Here is a 14681-nt window from a genome sequence, read left to right as displayed (position 1 = left end):
CCCCATCACGCTTTCTTACCTGAATCAACATCATAGGGGGGAAATGTCAGGGATGGTACAACATTTCATAAACAGTCAGGAGAAAATCGGGCGGCCATTATCTGCCGCCCTGACACTCAGATTACACCGCAGGCATAACGCGCCCCGCCGCCGCCCAGCGGTTTAGGATGATCGGCGTGGTTATCCCCGCCAGCATGCACCATCAGCGCTTTTCCTTTGATCTCGTTTAAGGATTTCAGACGAGGTGCCAGCACCGGATAGGTTGCATTGCCTTTGTCATCGACATAAATCGCAGGCAAATCCCCGAGATGTCCCTCAGCGTAAGGCCCCAGATGTTTGCCACTGTTGGCAGGATCAAGGTGACCGCCCGCAGCACCGGCGGCGACCACTTTGCCTTCAGACTCGCCCGGCTCACAGCTGCCTTTAGCATGGACATGGAAACCATGAATGCCTGGCTGAAGGCCTTTCAGATCGGGCGTGAACTGCAGACCATACTGTGTCTCGTCAATTTTTACCGTGCCAACCGATTTTCCGATGCCTTCAGCGGTAACCTGATGGATCGTAACCTGCTCGCTGGCAGCCTGTGCTGCACCGCAGGCGATCAGGGCGAATAGCGCAACAGCTTTCATTTTCATGATGACTCCTTTTTCATCCCAGGGATTGAGGTAAGTCTGGTCGCTGTTGCGCTATTTTGCTGAAGATTGACGCACTTTTACGCTTCAGGGCACATCAAAACCCAGCGCCGCCTTACGAATGCGGAACCACTGCTGACGTGTCAGCATGACATTCAGTGCACCAGCGGCTTCGCTGACCCGGGATGTTTTACCTGAACCGATAATGGGCAGTGGGCGCGACGGCAGCATCAGTATCCAGGCATAAACGACCTGATCCAGGCTGGTGGCGCCGGTTTCCTGCCGCACAGCTTCCAGTTCGTTACGCAGTGGCTGATAGTGCGGATCGTTAAACAGGCGGCCTCCTCCCAGACAGGACCAGGCCATCGGACGAATGCGCAGTTGCTGGCATTGATCCAGCGATCCATCCAGCAGCACGCTTTGCTGAACCGGTGAAATCTCCAGCTGATTGGTGACCAGCGAGAACGGCAAGCGGGATTGCAGCAGGGAGAACTGAGAGGGTGTGAAGTTTGAGACGCCAAAATGCAGAACCTTGCCGCTCTGATGCAATGCCATAAAGGCTTCAGCCACGTCGTCAGCCGCCATCAGCGGATCGGGGCGATGGATCAGGAGCAAATCAAGGCGATCGGTGTGGAGATGGCGCAGCGAGTTTTCAGCGCTCTGCAGGATATGGTTTTTATCGGTGATGTAGTGGCCAATCTGATGCTCAGGCCGGGCGCGGGTAGCAATACCGCATTTGGTCACAATCTGCAGCTGGTCGCGCAGTCCGGGTGCCAGTTTCAGCGCCTCGCCAAATGCCGCTTCACACTGGTAGTCACCGTAGATGTCGGCATGGTCAACGGTGGTAATGCCAAGCCGCAGATGGTGCTCAATAAACGCGACGCGCTCCTGAGGTGACATGCCCCACTCCATCAGGCGCCAGTACCCCATAACCAGCGGTGAAAATTCTGGCCCCTGTGAAGCGATGGCTTGCGGTTCTAACATGACGTTCTCCCTGTTGCGCGTGGGCTGTAATTAATGTGTCAGAGAGTATAACGGAAAGCGCAAAGTCGTCAGAATAACTCTGGCTGTTGTGGCTCGGGTGGCTCGTCGCCTTTCTGTTGACGCTGCAGACGCTGTCGACGCTGCTGACAAAGGCGTATCACCTCACGCTTTTGCGCATCACTAAAGCGCAGCCAGTTGAACCGCTCATCGCGGCTGCGTAAACATCCCAGGCAGTAACCGCGTGCATCCGTCTGGCAGATGCCGCGACAGGGGCTGGGAACCGGAAAAAACTCAAGCTGCTCGGCCACCACGACTCCAGATTCATTAAATAAAAAGCAAAATCAGTCCACTCAAAAGCGTAGCCTGGTTGCGCAGGAAGAAAATCCTGACCGGTCAGAATTATCCTTTTCTTTCTCTCTGGGGTGAACACTCTGTGCCAAATGCAACAGACTGAGTTGCGTTAGACCGACTGGTCTACTAATCTCAGAGCCATGAATAAGACGCTGCAACGTAATGAAACCCGTGAACACCTGCTCCAGACAGGGGAGACACTCTGTCTTCAGCGCGGCTTTGCCGGAATGGGCCTCAGTGAGCTGCTGACGCAGGCGGCGGTGCCGAAAGGCTCCTTCTACTACTATTTCCGCTCTAAAGAAGCGTTTGGCGTGGCGTTACTGGAACGTTACTTTGCGCGTTTCCTGCAGGATGTCGAGCTGCAGCTCAACCAGACCAGCGGCACCCCGCGTGAGCGTCTGCTGAACCACTTTCGTGCGGCCGTTGAGCTGTTTGTGCAGCAGGGTCACATTATGGGTTGTCTGGGCGTTAAGGTCTCCGCTGAGGTATGCGATCTTTCTGAGCCAATGCGTGACGCACTGCAGCAGGGCGCAGCGAAAATCACGGCCCTCTACGCCCGGACGCTGATCGCTGCAGAACAGCAGGAGTCGATGAACCTGCCACAGCCTCCCGCGCAGATGGCGGAATTACTGTCGTTGCTGTGGCTTGGCGCCAGCCTGCAGAGCAAAATTTCCCGTGAGGCGCAGCCACTGCGCCTGGCATTGAGTACCATCGAACAGTGGCTTAAGAGCCACTAATTTTTAAAAAACGCATTTGTAGACGACTGGTCTACTAATCAGGAGCTATTATGGCGAGTACCCAGCTGTTTAATCCGCTGAAAGTCGGCGCAATTACCGTCCCAAACCGCGTATTCATGGCACCGCTGACCCGTCTGCGCAGCATCGAGCCTGGCGACATCCCTACCCCGATGATGGCGGAATATTACCGTCAGCGCGCCAGCGCCGGTCTGATCATCACTGAAGCAACCCAGATCTCTTTCCAGGCGAAAGGCTATGCTGGTGCACCAGGCTTACATACGCAGCCACAGATTGCAGCGTGGAAAGCGATTAACGAAGGCGTGCATCAGGCTGGCGGCCACACCGCCGTGCAGCTTTGGCATACCGGTCGTATCTCTCATAACAGCGTGCAGCCGGAAGGTAAAGCACCGGTGGCTCCCTCGGCGATTGCTGCAGGCACCCGTACTTCACTGCGTGCGGAAGATGGCAGCGTTTATCGCGAAGATACCTCAACACCGCGTGAACTGACCGTGCCGGAGATCAAGCAGATCGTGGCCGATTTCGGTCAGGCTGCGGCCAACGCACGTGAAGCGGACTTTGATCTGCTTGAGCTGCACTCGGCGCACGGTTATCTGATTCACCAGTTCCTGGCACCAGACTCCAACCAGCGTACCGATGAATACGGTGGCAGCATTGAAAAACGCGGTCGCTTTGCGCTTGAAGTAGTTGATGCGGTCATTGCTAACTGGTCTGCCGATCGCATTGGTATTCGCGTATCACCTATCGGCAGCTTCCAGAATCTGGATAACGGTCCGGACGAAGAAGAAGCGGCGTTGTGGTACATCGGCGAGCTGGCAAAACGCAATATCGCCTATCTGCACCTCTCTGAGCCAGACTGGGCCGGTGGTCAGCCTTACACCGACGCTTTCCGCCAGAAAGTGCGTGATCTCTTCCCGGGTGCCATCATCGGTGCGGGTGCCTACACCGTTGAGAAAGCCGATGACCTGATTGGTCGTGGTCTGATCGATGCCGTTGCCTTTGGTCGCGATTACATAGCTAACCCGGACCTGGTTGAGCGTCTGCAGCAGGATGCGCCGCTCAATCCACAGCGCCCGGAAAGCTTCTACGGCGGCGGCGCTGAAGGGTATATCGACTACCCGACGCTGTAATCGTTTTGGGCTGCCGTCCGGGACGATGACGGCAGCCATTATTCAATGGCGATTTTCATCGCTATACTTATCGCCTGGGTCATCCGGCGATGGCGTTTTATTTAAAAGAGGATGTTATGCGTTTACTTCATACCATGCTGCGCGTTGGCGATCTGCAACGTTCAATCGATTTCTACACTCGTGTGCTCGGCATGCGCGTGCTGCGTCAGAGCGAAAACACCGAATATAAATATACCCTGGCCTTTGTGGGCTACACCGACGAGAGCGAAGGTGCGGTAATCGAACTGACCTATAACTGGGGCGTCGATAAGTATGACCTCGGTAATGCGTATGGTCACATTGCACTGGGCGTGGATGACGCGGCAGCTGCCTGCGAACGCATCCGTAAAGATGGCGGCAACGTGACGCGTGAGGCTGGCCCGGTCAAAGGCGGCTCTACCATTATTGCCTTTGTTGAAGATCCCGATGGTTACAAAATCGAGCTGATCGAAAACAAAGATGCCGGCAACGGCCTGGGCAACTAAACCTGCCCCTCAGCCTGCCCGTTCGGGTGGGCTGAATCCCCTTCTCTGCGCTTCATCTGCTGCACCCGGCCCCGTTTTTTGCCATAATACGCGCTGCCCTTTTTCTGCAACGAGATCCTGATGTCTGAATCGAATTCCCCTAATGCACTCAATCAACGTTTCCGTGGCTTCTATCCGGTGGTGATCGACGTTGAAACCGCAGGTTTCAACGCGCAAACCGATGCGTTACTGGAGATTGCTGCCATCACGCTGAAAATGGATGAAGAGGGCTGGATTCAGATTGACCAGACGCTGCATTTCAATGTCGAACCTTTTGTCGGGTCGCTGCTGCATCCTGAAGCGCTGGCGTTTACCGGTATCGATCCCAGCAATCCGCTGCGCGGAGCAGTCAGTGAATATGAAGCGCTGCATGCCATTTTCAAAATGGTGCGCAAGGGGATTAAGGACAGTGGCTGCAATCGCGCCATTATGGTGGCGCACAATGCCACTTTTGACCTGAACTTTATGTCAGCAGCGGCAGAGCGTGCCAGCCTGAAGCGCAATCCGTTTCACCCCTTTGCCACCTTTGACACCGCGGCACTCAGCGGACTGGTGCTGGGTCAGACGGTTCTGGCGAAAGCCTGTATTGCGGCGGGAATGGAGTTTGACAGTACCCAGGCGCATTCGGCGCTTTATGACACGCAGCAGACAGCAACACTGTTCTGCGAGCTGGTGAACCGCTGGAAACGCTTAGGCGGCTGGCCACTGCCTTTCGCGGAAGGCGATGCAGAAGCCAGTGCATCCGCATAAGGGATGCTGCAATGGAAAAGGCCGACGTGATGTCGGCCTTTTTTTATTCTGCTTCTTTAAATTTTTCTGCAGTCTCTTTGATCAGCGTCTGCAGTTCACCACGCTGTAACATCTCAACGATGATGTCGCAGCCACCGACCAGCTCGCCATCAACCCACAACTGCGGGAAGGTTGGCCAGTTAGCGAATTTCGGCATCTCGGCACGAATGTCCGGGTTCTGCAGAATATCCACGTAAGCAAAACGCTCACCACAGGCTGACAGCGCCTGTACCGCCTGTGCAGAGAAACCGCAGCTAGGCAGTTTCGGGGAACCTTTCATGTACAGCAGGATCGGATTTTCTGCGATCTGGCGCTGAATTTTTTCTACAGTACTCATAATTGCCTTCCTTAAATCGTGACTTCGTGTTTGTTTATTGTAGCGACTTCGCAGCGTGACTGAAAACGAGATTTTGTCCGCTACCGATTATACCGCCATCATTGTTAAGTCCTGCAGCGGGATGCACGACCCTCTGATTATTAACAGCGGGTAACAGTTTAATAATTCGTAATAATTTCGCTGATATAAGACGCTGAAAATGTTCATTTTCAGCGCGATTACGTGGGTTGCACAGATTAATATTAAAAGGCATTACAGTTTTTAAACGAACTGGACTAGAATGGCCTCGGCCCTGATCCTGGATCAGATTAATCTCAACTTTGTCGCGGTGCGTAGTGGCCCTGACAACTTAACTAATCAACGGACTATGCGTTTAATCATTACGCTTTTCATGCTGGCCATTGCGCAACTGTTTTTCAACGTCGCTGCTGCTTCACCGCACACGCCGGTGAACGTCAGTACGCATAAAGCAGAAAAAAAGAGTGCGCGCGACGATGAACGCCGCAAACGTCGCCAGGTAAAAACGGTGACGAAAAAGACTCGCCTCAGCCCTGTTCAAAAACTTAAAACGAAAAAACAGAAAAAAGTCGAACTCACTGCCAAACAGACGCCTGCTAAGAAGACCTCGCTTAAAACCGCCCGTATAAGCAAAAGCCAGCAAAAGAACAAAGAGAAGAAACGCTATGGCCATCAGCGCCTGCTAAAAACCGCTGAGGTCACCACCAGCGAGCCGGGCACGATTAAAATGAGCAAATCCCACCGTCAGCGTTATCAGAAGGCTCGCGAAACCGCGATGACCAAACTGATGGGCCAGCTGGGTAAACCCTACCAGTGGGGCGGCACTTCGCCGCATACCGGCTTCGATTGCAGCGGCCTGGTCTGGTACGCCTATAAAGATCTGGTGAAGTTTAAGATTCCGCGTACCGCTAATGAGATGTATCACCTGCGTGACGCCGCACCCATCAAGCGTGAGTCGCTGGAGAAAGGCGATCTGGTCTTCTTCCGTATTAATGGTCGCGGTACAGCGGATCACGTTGGCGTGTACCTGGGAGATGGCAAGTTTATCCAGTCACCGCGTACCGGAAAAGACATTCAGATTAGCGCATTAGGGGAAGATTACTGGCAGCGTCATTACATTGGTGCCCGTCGTGTGATGACGCCGAAAACCATACGCTAACCAGAAAACAGTCGTAAAAAGCCGGGAGATTCCCGGCTTTTTTTTAGTGCAGAATGGCGGTAAAACTAAAGGCTACAATCATCAGCAGACAGCCCGCAGTCGTCATTAAAGCCAGTTTAAGATCGGTACTCATTGTTTGCTCCTTAGTCACACAATTTGTGGGGATATCGCATTTTCCCACAGGGCCCGGTAAAAATCTCGTTTTATCCGTTCAGCCTTGTTAGAATCCCGCCTTTGTTGCGCAACGCGCGCAATCCTGATTCCGTTTGCGCCGGTTTTCAGGCGTTTTATTTTCGCCAGCGGCCTGTAAACCGGCCAAAAACGCGGCATTTTTGCGGAAAAAACCCTGAGCAGACGCAAACGTTTAACACTACGCTTATCATAGAGTTAGATAAGCACTGGAGTCCGATTTTCATGGCAACAATTAAAGATGTGGCGAAACGCGCTGGCGTCTCAACGACGACGGTTTCGCACGTCATCAATAAAACCCGCTTTGTCGCAGAAGAGACGCGTAACGCGGTCTGGCAGGCGATAAAAGAACTGCACTATTCGCCAAGCGCCGTGGCGCGCAGCCTGAAAGTGAATCACACCAGAACGCTGGGCCTGCTGGCGACCTCCAGCGAAGCCCCCTATTTCGCAGAGATTATTGAAGCGATTGAGAATCACTGTTTTGACAAAGGCTATACGCTGATTCTGGGGAATTCGCATAACGATCTGCAAAAACAGCGCGCCTATCTCAGCATGATGGCGCAGAAGCGTGTCGATGGTCTGCTGGTGATGTGCTCAGAATATCCAGACGACCTGCTGCAGATGCTGGAAGAGAACCGTAACATCCCGATGGTGGTAATGGACTGGGGCGAATCGCGCGCCGACTTCACCGACACGGTTCTGGATAACGCGTTCCAGGGCGGCTATCTGGCAGGACGCTATCTGATTGAACGCGGTCACCGCGACATTGGTGCTATCCCCGGTCAGATGGAGCGTAATACCGGTGGCGGACGTCATGCCGGTTTCCTGAAGGCGCTGGAAGAAGCCAGCATTCAGCCGCGCGCCGAGTGGATTGTCCAGGGTGACTTTGAGCCGGAGTCGGGCTATCAGGCGATGCAGCAGATCCTGTCACAGAAACAGCGCCCGACGGCGGTGTTCTGCGGTGGTGATATCATGGCAATGGGTGCAATTTGCGCCGCCGACGAAATGGGTTTGCGCGTACCGCAGGATATTTCGGTGATCGGTTATGATAATGTGCGCAACGCCCGCTATTTCGCACCGGCCCTGACCACCGTGCATCAGCCTAAAGCTCAGTTAGGTGAAAAAGCGCTGGATATGCTGCTGGACCGCATCACCAGTAAGCGTGAAGTGTCACAGACGATTGAAGTACACCCTACGCTGATTGAGCGCCGCTCGGTGGCCGACGGTCCATTCCGCGACTATCGCCGTTAATCCTCGCTTAACCACTCCTGATTAAGCGTTTGCGCATCACCCAGGTAGCTGAGCAACCAGCCAGTCGCCGGTGATGCGCGATCCTCAGCCCAGCTGACACAGCAGGGACTGTCCGGAAACGCCACCGGCAGAGTCAGTTCAACCAGATCGCCGCTGTCGAGCAGTGGCCTGGCAAGATGACCGGGCACCATCGCCACACACAATCCCGCCTGCACGCACTCCAGCCCGGTTTGCCATTCCGGCACCACCAGCCTGCGCTGGTTATCCAGCGTCCATGTCATTCGGCGCGGCAGTGCGCGTGAAGTATCTTCCAGCACCAGTGACGGCCAGCTACGCAGCGTGTCGTCATCGATCTGGCTCGCCTGCGTCAGGGGATGATCGGGCGCGACCACGCAGCGCCAGTTGAGTGTGCCCATATCGCGAAACGCAAAACGTCCGCCCACCGGAATCGCCTGGGTGGCCCCAATGGCCACTTCTACCCGGCCATCGGCCAGCGCATCCCAGACGCCGTTAAAAACTTCATAACTGATGATCAGCTCCATGTCGGGGAAATGGCGATAGAAATCTTTAACCAGTTGCCGGGTGCGCTGAGGTTTAGCGATACGGTCAACCGCGATGCTGAGCTGACCGCGCCAGCCGTTGGCCAGCTGCTGACACTGTCGTCGTGTGGCTAGCATTTTTTTGATGACGCTGCGCCCTTCACGGACAAAATGCTCGCCTGCCGGAGTCAGTACCACTTCACGGTGCTGACGCTCAAACAGCGGCACCGCCAGCCAGCTCTCCAGCTGCCGCACCGTGTAACTGATGGCAGAGGGCACCCGATGTAACTCCTGCGCAGCAGCGCTAAAGCTGCCGCCACGGGCGACTGCGTCAACCACTTCTAATGCATATTCTGACCACATAATCTGCCTTCAAAATTTTTAACAGCAAGCGGCAAATATTACCGTTTCACAGCAGCAAACGCACCTTTTACACTCTGCCGCGTTTATCCTGCAAAAATGAGAATGAGATGTTGTCGAATAAAGGATTTATGCCTTACCTTGCCCTGCTGAGCATGCTCGGCTTTTTAGCCACCGATATGTACCTGCCCGCCTTCGGCGCGATGCAGCAAACGTTTAACACCTCACCCGGCCTGATCAGCGCCAGTATGAGTCTTTTTCTGGGAGGCTTCGCTGTGGGTCAGCTCTTCTGGGGACCCCTTTCCGATCGCATTGGCCGTAAACCTGTGCTGCTGACCGGGCTGGCCATGTTTGGGATCGGTTGTGCAGGCATGCTGTGGGTCAATGATATCTATCTGATGCTGGCGCTACGTTTTGTTCAGGCGATTGGCGTCTGTGCTGCTGCCGTTAGCTGGCAGGCACTGGTCGTGGATCGCTACCCTGCCGCACGTGCCAACAAAGTTTTCGCCACCATTATGCCGCTGGTTGCACTCTCTCCGGCACTGGCCCCGTTGCTGGGCGCCTGGCTGATTGGTCATTTCCACTGGCGTTCAATCTTCCTGGTGCTGACCCTGATTGCGGTAGCGCTGATTCTGACCACGCTGCGTCTGCCCACTGTTCGCAAAGTCGCAGGTGAAAAAAAGGCACAGCCGGGTTTCTTTACCCTGCTCAAATCGCGGGTTTATAGCGGCAACGTGCTGATCTACTCAGCCTGTTCTGCCAGCTTCTTTGCCTGGCTGACGGGTTCGCCGTTTATTCTGGCAGATTTAGGTCTCTCGCCTGCCGACATCGGCCTGAGTTATGTGCCACAGACCCTCGCCTTTTTGATAGGTGGCTTCGGCTGTCGCGCCCTGCTCAACCGCTTTAACGGTTCACAGTTGCTGCCCTGGTTACTGGGTATCTACAGCCTGAGCATTCTGGCGCTGTTTGCTGTTGCGCTTGCCGGCAACAGCACGCTGGTTAGCCTGATGGTTCCATTCTGCGGCATGGCGCTGGCGAACGGCGCGATCTATCCGATTGTGGTCTCCAGTGCATTAATGCCCTTCCCGAATGCTACCGGCAAAGCGGCCGCATTGCAGAACACACTGCAGTTAGGTCTGTGCTTCGCCGCAAGCCTGGCGGTATCAGCCGGATTAACTCAGGCGCTGTTTACCACCACACTCACGATGACGGCGACCATTGTGCTCGCGCTGTTCGGCTTCGCCATGCAGCGTGCCGACAGCGCACAAAGTGTTGTTGCCTCAGCGCAACCTGCCTGCCAGGATAATCACTGACACACTGACTTCTTAGTTAGCATCCTAACAATAAGTCATTGAATATTGACCCGCGTGAGAATATACTCATTCGGGTCAACAAATCTGTAATAAATCAACAATATAATAACGTAATAATCTGATTGGCACCCTGTTGCCGGGACGGTATTCGCGCGCGTTATTCTCATCTTGCCCGTCCAGCTGCAGGCTATTCCAGTCCTCTGTATCACACAATAACCGGTGTGCGGAGTCATCCGTAACGTTTCTCAATGCCTGACGAAATTGGCTACTCTTTGTTCAGGTTCAGATTGGACAGGTGGTGGAAAAGCTATGAGTTCATCTTATGCTGAAGTAGTGAGCCCGGAAGAGAACCATTGGTATCGCATCGTTCATGAACTGCTGGAATCAGCGGATGTCGAAATCAATGGTTCACGTCCATGGGATATTCATGTTACGCATCCAGGTTTTTTTAAACGTGTTCTGCAGGAGGGTTCACTTGGGCTCGGTGAGAGCTATATGGATGGATGGTGGGAGTGTGACCGGCTGGATATGTTCTTTCACCACGTACTTAAACATAAACTCGATCAGCAATTGCCTCACCACTTTAAAGATACGTTGCGCATTGCCGCCGCTCGCTTAACGAATCTGCAATCAAAAAAACGGGCCTGGATTGTCGGTAAAGAACATTACGATCTCGGCAACGATCTTTTTTCACTGATGCTTGATCCTTATATGCAATATTCCTGTGGCTACTGGAAAGAGGCCACGACGCTGGCGACAGCACAGGAAGCCAAGCTGGATATGATCTGCCGGAAATTAGCGCTGGAACCCGGGATGTCGCTGCTGGATATTGGCTGTGGCTGGGGCGGACTCGCGGAATTTGCTGCACGTCATTACGGCGTCAAAGTGCAGGGCGTGACGATTTCCGCCGAACAGCAAAAACTGGCGCAGCAGCGCTGTAACGGATTAGACGTCACGATTCTGTTGCAGGATTATCGCGATCTGAATGAGCAGTTTGATCGTATTGTTTCAGTGGGAATGTTCGAACATGTCGGGCCAAAAAATTACGCCACCTATTTTGATGTGGTCGATCGTAATTTAAAACCTGACGGTATTTTCCTGCTTCACACTATTGGTGCAATTAAGACCGATATGAGCGTCGATCCCTGGATCGATAAATATATCTTCCCCAATGGTTGTCTGCCGTCAGTGCGTCATGTGGCGGATGCCAGCGAGCCCCACTTTATTCTGGAAGACTGGCATAACTTTGGTGCTGATTACGACAAAACATTGATGGCCTGGCATGAACGCTTTGTGCAGGCCTGGCCAGAACTGGCTGATAAATATGGTGAACGCTTTAAGCGGATGTTCTCTTATTATCTCAATGCCTGTGCCGGTGCCTTCCGGGCGCGTGATATTCAGCTGTGGCAGATTGTGTTCAGTCGCGGTGTTGAGGGCGGATTACGGGTGGCGCGGTAGGGGCATGTTAAGAAGACTCTGCCGCGCCAGGGGCTTTAAAAAGGGGCCCGTTCAGTTTTGAGCGTGTAACAGCACAGGAACACAGAAAGATTTGAAAGAGACAAACCCGTTATCCGTGGCGGGGGACGCTTTCCTCTTCTGACTGTGTTCCCTGTGCTTCAGGCTATTATATCGCTGCCAGATTCACCCGGATGGGCTCTCCAGCAATCTTTGCCGCTTATTAGCTCTCGGCGTCAGTCTGGCCGGTCAGCATGCTCATCGCTGCTGCGGCATCGCGCTGTGCTAATACCCGCTCAACGGTCTCTACGATTGCCTGCGTGTGTGGATCGATCTCAATATTAACCCGATCGCCAAACGTCTTCGCGCCCAGCGTGGTGCGCTCCAGCGTTTCCGGGATCAGATAGACGCAGAATTTGGTTTTCGTCACATCGCCGACTGTCAGGCTGATACCGTCGATGCCGACAAAACCTTTATGCAGAATATATTTCATCTGCGTCGGGTCCTGGATTTTAAACCAGACTTCGCGGTTATGTTCTGACTGGATAATCCTGCAGATCTCAGCGGTGGTCATAATATGACCTGACATCAGATGACCGCCTATTTCATCGCTGAATCGGGCTGCACGCTCAATATTGACCACATCACCCTGACGTAAATCACCCAGGTTAGTTACCCGCAAGGTCTCTTTAATTAAATCAAAACTGACGCAGTCGCCGTCAATTGCCGTCACGGTTAAACAGCAACCGTTGTGCGCGACAGATGCGCCCAGCGCCAGACCCGGTAAAAGCGCTTCCGGCAGTCGGACAGTGTGAGTACGAAACAGTTCTTTCTCTTCAATGGACACGATTTCTGCGGTGCCCTGCACAATACCGGTAAACATAGTCTTTGCCTCTGCGAAGTTTGCGCTAGTTTATCACAGCTCAGGTCAGGTGTTAGATTTCAGCCGACGCCCTCTTTTTAATGACGGCGTAAAACGCATTGTGTGACAAAGATTGGCGAATGCTATTGCGCCAGTTACACTAGCCCGCACAATTTCCTGGGCTTTTCTGCCCTTTTAATTCTTTCAACAAGTCAGGTGTTAACGTGCAGAAGTATTTAACAGAAGCGCGTCAATTGCTGGCCCTTGCGATTCCAGTCATCCTTGCTCAGGTGGCGCAAACCGCAATGGGATTTGTGGATACCATTATGGCCGGTGCAGTCAGCGCCACGGATATGGCCGCCGTTGCTGTCGGCACCTCTGTCTGGCTTCCGGCCATCCTGTTTGGTCATGGTCTTCTGCTTGCATTGACGCCCACCGTTGCGCAACTCAACGGTTCAGGTCGCCGCGAACGCATCGGCGAACAGATTCGCCAGGGATACTGGCTCGCTTTCTTCGTCTCGCTGCTGATTATGGTGCTGTTATGGCATGCAGGCTATCTCATCCGGGCGATGCATGACATCGATCCTGCGCTGGCGCTGAAAGCAGAAGGCTATCTGCATGCCCTGCTGTTTGGCGCGCCTGGCTATCTCTTCTTTCAGGTGCTGCGCAATCAGTGCGAGGGGCTGTCGAAAACCAAACCCGGCATGGTGCTGGGCTTTCTGGGCTTGATGTTCAACATCCCGCTCAACTATGTCTTTATTTATGGGCACTTCGGCATGCCTGCCCTGGGTGGTGTCGGCTGTGGTGTAGCGACCGCCTCTGTTTACTGGGTGATGTTTATCTGTATGCGCTTCTGGGTACGCCGGATGGGCAGCATGCGTGATATCCGGCTTGAGAGCCGCTGGTCGCCTCCTTCGCGTCCGATTCTGAGCCGCCTGATGACGCTGGGATTGCCGGTGGCATTGGCACTCTTTTTTGAGGTCACCTTGTTTGCCGTTGTTGCTCTGCTGGTCTCGCCACTGGGTATCGTCAATGTGGCGGGTCACCAGATTGCGCTGAACTTCAGTTCACTGATGTTTGTGTTGCCGCTGTCGCTGGGTGTCGCGACCACCATTCGCGTCGGTTATCGTTTGGGTCAGGGATCCACCGAGCAGGCACGGGTCGCGGCCTGGACCGCCCAGGGTGTGGGCATCAGCATGGCCGCGCTGACCGCGATTTTTACCGTCACGTTTCGTCATCAGATCGCCCTGCTCTATAACGATAATCCCGAGGTGGTGACACTGGCGGCACAGCTGATGCTGCTGGCGGCCATTTATCAGTTTTCGGACTCGATTCAGGTGATTGGCAGCGGGATCCTGCGCGGCTATAAAGATACGCGGTCGATTTTCTTTATTACCTTTATTGCTTACTGGCTGCTGGGACTGCCCGCGGGCTACCTGCTGGCACTGACCGACTGGATTGTGCCGCGGATGGGTCCGGCGGGTTTCTGGTGCGGTTTTATTATCGGTCTGACTTCAGCGGCGCTGATGATGCTCTGGCGTATCAGACGGTTACAGCAGTTACCGGCGGACATCATCCTGACGCGTGCAGCGCGATAGCTTTAAACGCGGGTCATTCGTGGCCCGCAATGTCGAAAAAAACGACGGTTAGCACAGTTGCTGCTCAGTCATGGCGAAAAAACTATTTTCCCCTTGCCAGGCTTACACACTGCCGTTAATATTCGTCCCCGCTGTCGCCCTGACAGCATGTTGCGCTCTTAGCTCAGTTGGTTAGAGCACCACCTTGACATGGTGGGGGTCGATGGTTCGAGTCCATTAGAGCGCACCAAGTGCGTCCGTAGCTCAGTTGGTTAGAGCACCACCTTGACATGGTGGGGGTCGGTGGTTCGAGTCCACTCGGACGCACCAATATTTAGTATGCGCTCTTAGCTCAGTTGGTTAGAGCACCACCTTGACATGGTGGGGGTCGATGGTTCGAGTCCATTAGAGCGCACC

General features: G+C 54.0%; 16 protein-coding genes and 3 tRNA genes. 12 read left to right on the top strand and 7 right to left on the bottom strand.

All coding sequences use genetic code 11. From position 1 onward, the window contains the following. Nucleotides 1–116: 116 nt before the first annotated feature. From sodC to Q7C21_RS06875, 3 genes are all read right to left on the bottom strand, one after another. Complete coding sequence (sodC, locus tag Q7C21_RS06885; protein ID WP_375150539.1) at nucleotides 117–635, bottom strand: superoxide dismutase [Cu-Zn] SodC; 519 nt, start codon at nucleotides 633–635, stop codon at nucleotides 117–119. An 84-nt stretch (nucleotides 636–719) separates the two neighbouring features. Then, on the bottom strand, nucleotides 720–1616 hold the full coding sequence (locus Q7C21_RS06880) for an aldo/keto reductase family oxidoreductase (RefSeq protein ID WP_003850274.1): 897 nt from the start codon (nucleotides 1614–1616) through the stop codon (nucleotides 720–722). A gap of 68 nt (nucleotides 1617–1684) precedes the next feature. Next, on the bottom strand, nucleotides 1685–1924 hold the full coding sequence (locus tag Q7C21_RS06875; RefSeq protein ID WP_003850275.1) for a DUF1289 domain-containing protein: 240 nt from the start codon (nucleotides 1922–1924) through the stop codon (nucleotides 1685–1687). A 183-nt stretch (nucleotides 1925–2107) separates the two neighbouring features. Here Q7C21_RS06875 and Q7C21_RS06870 point away from each other — a divergent pair, with 183 nt between their 5' ends. The 4 genes from Q7C21_RS06870 to rnt all read left to right on the top strand — a co-directional run bounded on the left by Q7C21_RS06870 (nucleotide 2108) and on the right by rnt (nucleotide 5165). After that, nucleotides 2108–2704, top strand: a complete 597-nt coding sequence (locus Q7C21_RS06870) for a TetR/AcrR family transcriptional regulator (protein ID WP_003850276.1) — start codon at nucleotides 2108–2110, stop codon at nucleotides 2702–2704. A 50-nt stretch (nucleotides 2705–2754) separates the two neighbouring features. Continuing rightward, on the top strand, nucleotides 2755–3852 hold the full coding sequence (locus Q7C21_RS06865; RefSeq protein ID WP_003850277.1) for an alkene reductase: 1098 nt from the start codon (nucleotides 2755–2757) through the stop codon (nucleotides 3850–3852). A gap of 116 nt (nucleotides 3853–3968) precedes the next feature. Then, nucleotides 3969–4376, top strand: a complete 408-nt coding sequence (gene gloA / locus Q7C21_RS06860; protein ID WP_008926200.1) for a lactoylglutathione lyase — start codon at nucleotides 3969–3971, stop codon at nucleotides 4374–4376. Nucleotides 4377–4496: 120 nt separating this feature from the next. After that, the gene (gene rnt / locus Q7C21_RS06855) at nucleotides 4497–5165 is read left to right on the top strand and encodes a ribonuclease T (protein WP_003850282.1); all 669 of its coding nucleotides are present in this window, start codon (nucleotides 4497–4499) and stop codon (nucleotides 5163–5165) included. A 43-nt stretch (nucleotides 5166–5208) separates the two neighbouring features. On the opposite strand, the gene Q7C21_RS06850 is transcribed toward rnt, so the two are convergent. Beyond that, nucleotides 5209–5544, bottom strand: coding sequence for a Grx4 family monothiol glutaredoxin (locus Q7C21_RS06850; protein ID WP_170933470.1), 336 nt, complete (start codon nucleotides 5542–5544; stop codon nucleotides 5209–5211). Nucleotides 5545–5908: 364 nt separating this feature from the next. On the opposite strand from Q7C21_RS06850, the gene Q7C21_RS06845 reads away from it, so the two are divergent. Further along, nucleotides 5909–6718 (top strand): C40 family peptidase, encoded by an 810-nt coding sequence (locus tag Q7C21_RS06845; protein WP_078804509.1) that lies wholly within the window; start codon nucleotides 5909–5911, stop codon nucleotides 6716–6718. A gap of 43 nt (nucleotides 6719–6761) precedes the next feature. Here the strand turns inward: Q7C21_RS06845 and Q7C21_RS06840 are convergent, their stop codons facing one another. Then, entirely contained in the window at nucleotides 6762–6851 is a 90-nt protein-coding gene (locus Q7C21_RS06840; RefSeq protein ID WP_010245592.1) for a YnhF family membrane protein, read from the bottom strand. Between the two features lie 281 nt (nucleotides 6852–7132). Between Q7C21_RS06840 and purR the strand changes: the two genes are divergently transcribed. Then, the gene (purR, locus tag Q7C21_RS06835; RefSeq protein WP_003850290.1) at nucleotides 7133–8158 is read left to right on the top strand and encodes an HTH-type transcriptional repressor PurR; all 1026 of its coding nucleotides are present in this window, start codon (nucleotides 7133–7135) and stop codon (nucleotides 8156–8158) included. Here the strand turns inward: purR and punR are convergent. Continuing rightward, complete coding sequence (gene punR / locus Q7C21_RS06830; RefSeq protein ID WP_003850292.1) at nucleotides 8155–9060, bottom strand: DNA-binding transcriptional activator PunR; 906 nt, start codon at nucleotides 9058–9060, stop codon at nucleotides 8155–8157. The genes purR and punR overlap by 4 nt on opposite strands. Before the next feature lie 107 nt (nucleotides 9061–9167). Between punR and punC the strand changes: the two genes are divergently transcribed. Together punC and cfa are read left to right on the top strand one after the other, a co-directional pair. Continuing rightward, nucleotides 9168–10370 carry a purine nucleoside transporter PunC gene (gene punC / locus Q7C21_RS06825; protein ID WP_105099223.1) on the top strand — a complete coding sequence of 401 codons (1203 nt, stop codon included), beginning with the start codon at nucleotides 9168–9170 and terminating at the stop codon, nucleotides 10368–10370. Between the two features lie 309 nt (nucleotides 10371–10679). After that, nucleotides 10680–11828: a cyclopropane fatty acyl phospholipid synthase gene (cfa, locus tag Q7C21_RS06820; protein ID WP_375150538.1), complete on the top strand. Its 1149-nt coding sequence runs from the start codon at nucleotides 10680–10682 to the stop codon at nucleotides 11826–11828. A gap of 220 nt (nucleotides 11829–12048) precedes the next feature. Here the strand turns inward: cfa and Q7C21_RS06815 are convergent, their stop codons facing one another. Next, complete coding sequence (locus tag Q7C21_RS06815) at nucleotides 12049–12708, bottom strand: riboflavin synthase subunit alpha (RefSeq protein WP_078804356.1); 660 nt, start codon at nucleotides 12706–12708, stop codon at nucleotides 12049–12051. Between the two features lie 203 nt (nucleotides 12709–12911). Here Q7C21_RS06815 and Q7C21_RS06810 point away from each other — a divergent pair, with 203 nt between their 5' ends. From Q7C21_RS06810 to Q7C21_RS06795, 4 genes are all read left to right on the top strand, one after another. Further along, nucleotides 12912–14285, top strand: coding sequence for an MATE family efflux transporter (locus tag Q7C21_RS06810; RefSeq protein ID WP_003850300.1), 1374 nt, complete (start codon nucleotides 12912–12914; stop codon nucleotides 14283–14285). 152 nt (nucleotides 14286–14437) lie between these two features. Beyond that, a tRNA-Val gene (locus Q7C21_RS06805) sits at nucleotides 14438–14514 on the top strand. A 3-nt stretch (nucleotides 14515–14517) separates the two neighbouring features. Beyond that, nucleotides 14518–14594 (top strand) — tRNA-Val (locus Q7C21_RS06800). An 11-nt stretch (nucleotides 14595–14605) separates the two neighbouring features. Continuing rightward, a tRNA-Val gene (locus tag Q7C21_RS06795) sits at nucleotides 14606–14679 on the top strand. The last annotated feature ends 2 nt before the right edge of the window (nucleotides 14680–14681 follow it).

The organism is Pantoea sp. ANP04, assembly GCF_041982285.1.
Classification (GTDB): domain Bacteria; phylum Pseudomonadota; class Gammaproteobacteria; order Enterobacterales; family Enterobacteriaceae; genus Pantoea; species Pantoea eucalypti.
Note: the sequence above shows the minus strand (reverse complement) of the source record. Positions and strands in the feature narration are given on the sequence as shown.

What these genes read in the sequence shown, in the direction of transcription:
- Q7C21_RS06870 (WP_003850276.1), top strand. Translation starts at nt 2,108, where the DNA reads ATGAATAAGACGCTGCAACGTAATGAAACCCGTGAACACCTGCTCCAG.
- Q7C21_RS06845 (WP_078804509.1), top strand. Translation starts at nt 5,909, where the DNA reads ATGCGTTTAATCATTACGCTTTTCATGCTGGCCATTGCGCAACTGTTT.
- punR (WP_003850292.1), bottom strand. Translation starts at nt 9,060, where the DNA reads ATGTGGTCAGAATATGCATTAGAAGTGGTTGACGCAGTCGCCCGTGGC.
- sodC (WP_375150539.1), bottom strand. Translation starts at nt 635, where the DNA reads ATGAAAATGAAAGCTGTTGCGCTATTCGCCCTGATCGCCTGCGGTGCA.
- rnt (WP_003850282.1), top strand. Translation starts at nt 4,497, where the DNA reads ATGTCTGAATCGAATTCCCCTAATGCACTCAATCAACGTTTCCGTGGC.
- Q7C21_RS06840 (WP_010245592.1), bottom strand. Translation starts at nt 6,851, where the DNA reads ATGAGTACCGATCTTAAACTGGCTTTAATGACGACTGCGGGCTGTCTG.
- cfa (WP_375150538.1), top strand. Translation starts at nt 10,680, where the DNA reads ATGAGTTCATCTTATGCTGAAGTAGTGAGCCCGGAAGAGAACCATTGG.
- Q7C21_RS06815 (WP_078804356.1), bottom strand. Translation starts at nt 12,708, where the DNA reads ATGTTTACCGGTATTGTGCAGGGCACCGCAGAAATCGTGTCCATTGAA.
- gloA (WP_008926200.1), top strand. Translation starts at nt 3,969, where the DNA reads ATGCGTTTACTTCATACCATGCTGCGCGTTGGCGATCTGCAACGTTCA.
- purR (WP_003850290.1), top strand. Translation starts at nt 7,133, where the DNA reads ATGGCAACAATTAAAGATGTGGCGAAACGCGCTGGCGTCTCAACGACG.
- punC (WP_105099223.1), top strand. Translation starts at nt 9,168, where the DNA reads ATGTTGTCGAATAAAGGATTTATGCCTTACCTTGCCCTGCTGAGCATG.
- Q7C21_RS06865 (WP_003850277.1), top strand. Translation starts at nt 2,755, where the DNA reads ATGGCGAGTACCCAGCTGTTTAATCCGCTGAAAGTCGGCGCAATTACC.
- Q7C21_RS06880 (WP_003850274.1), bottom strand. Translation starts at nt 1,616, where the DNA reads ATGTTAGAACCGCAAGCCATCGCTTCACAGGGGCCAGAATTTTCACCG.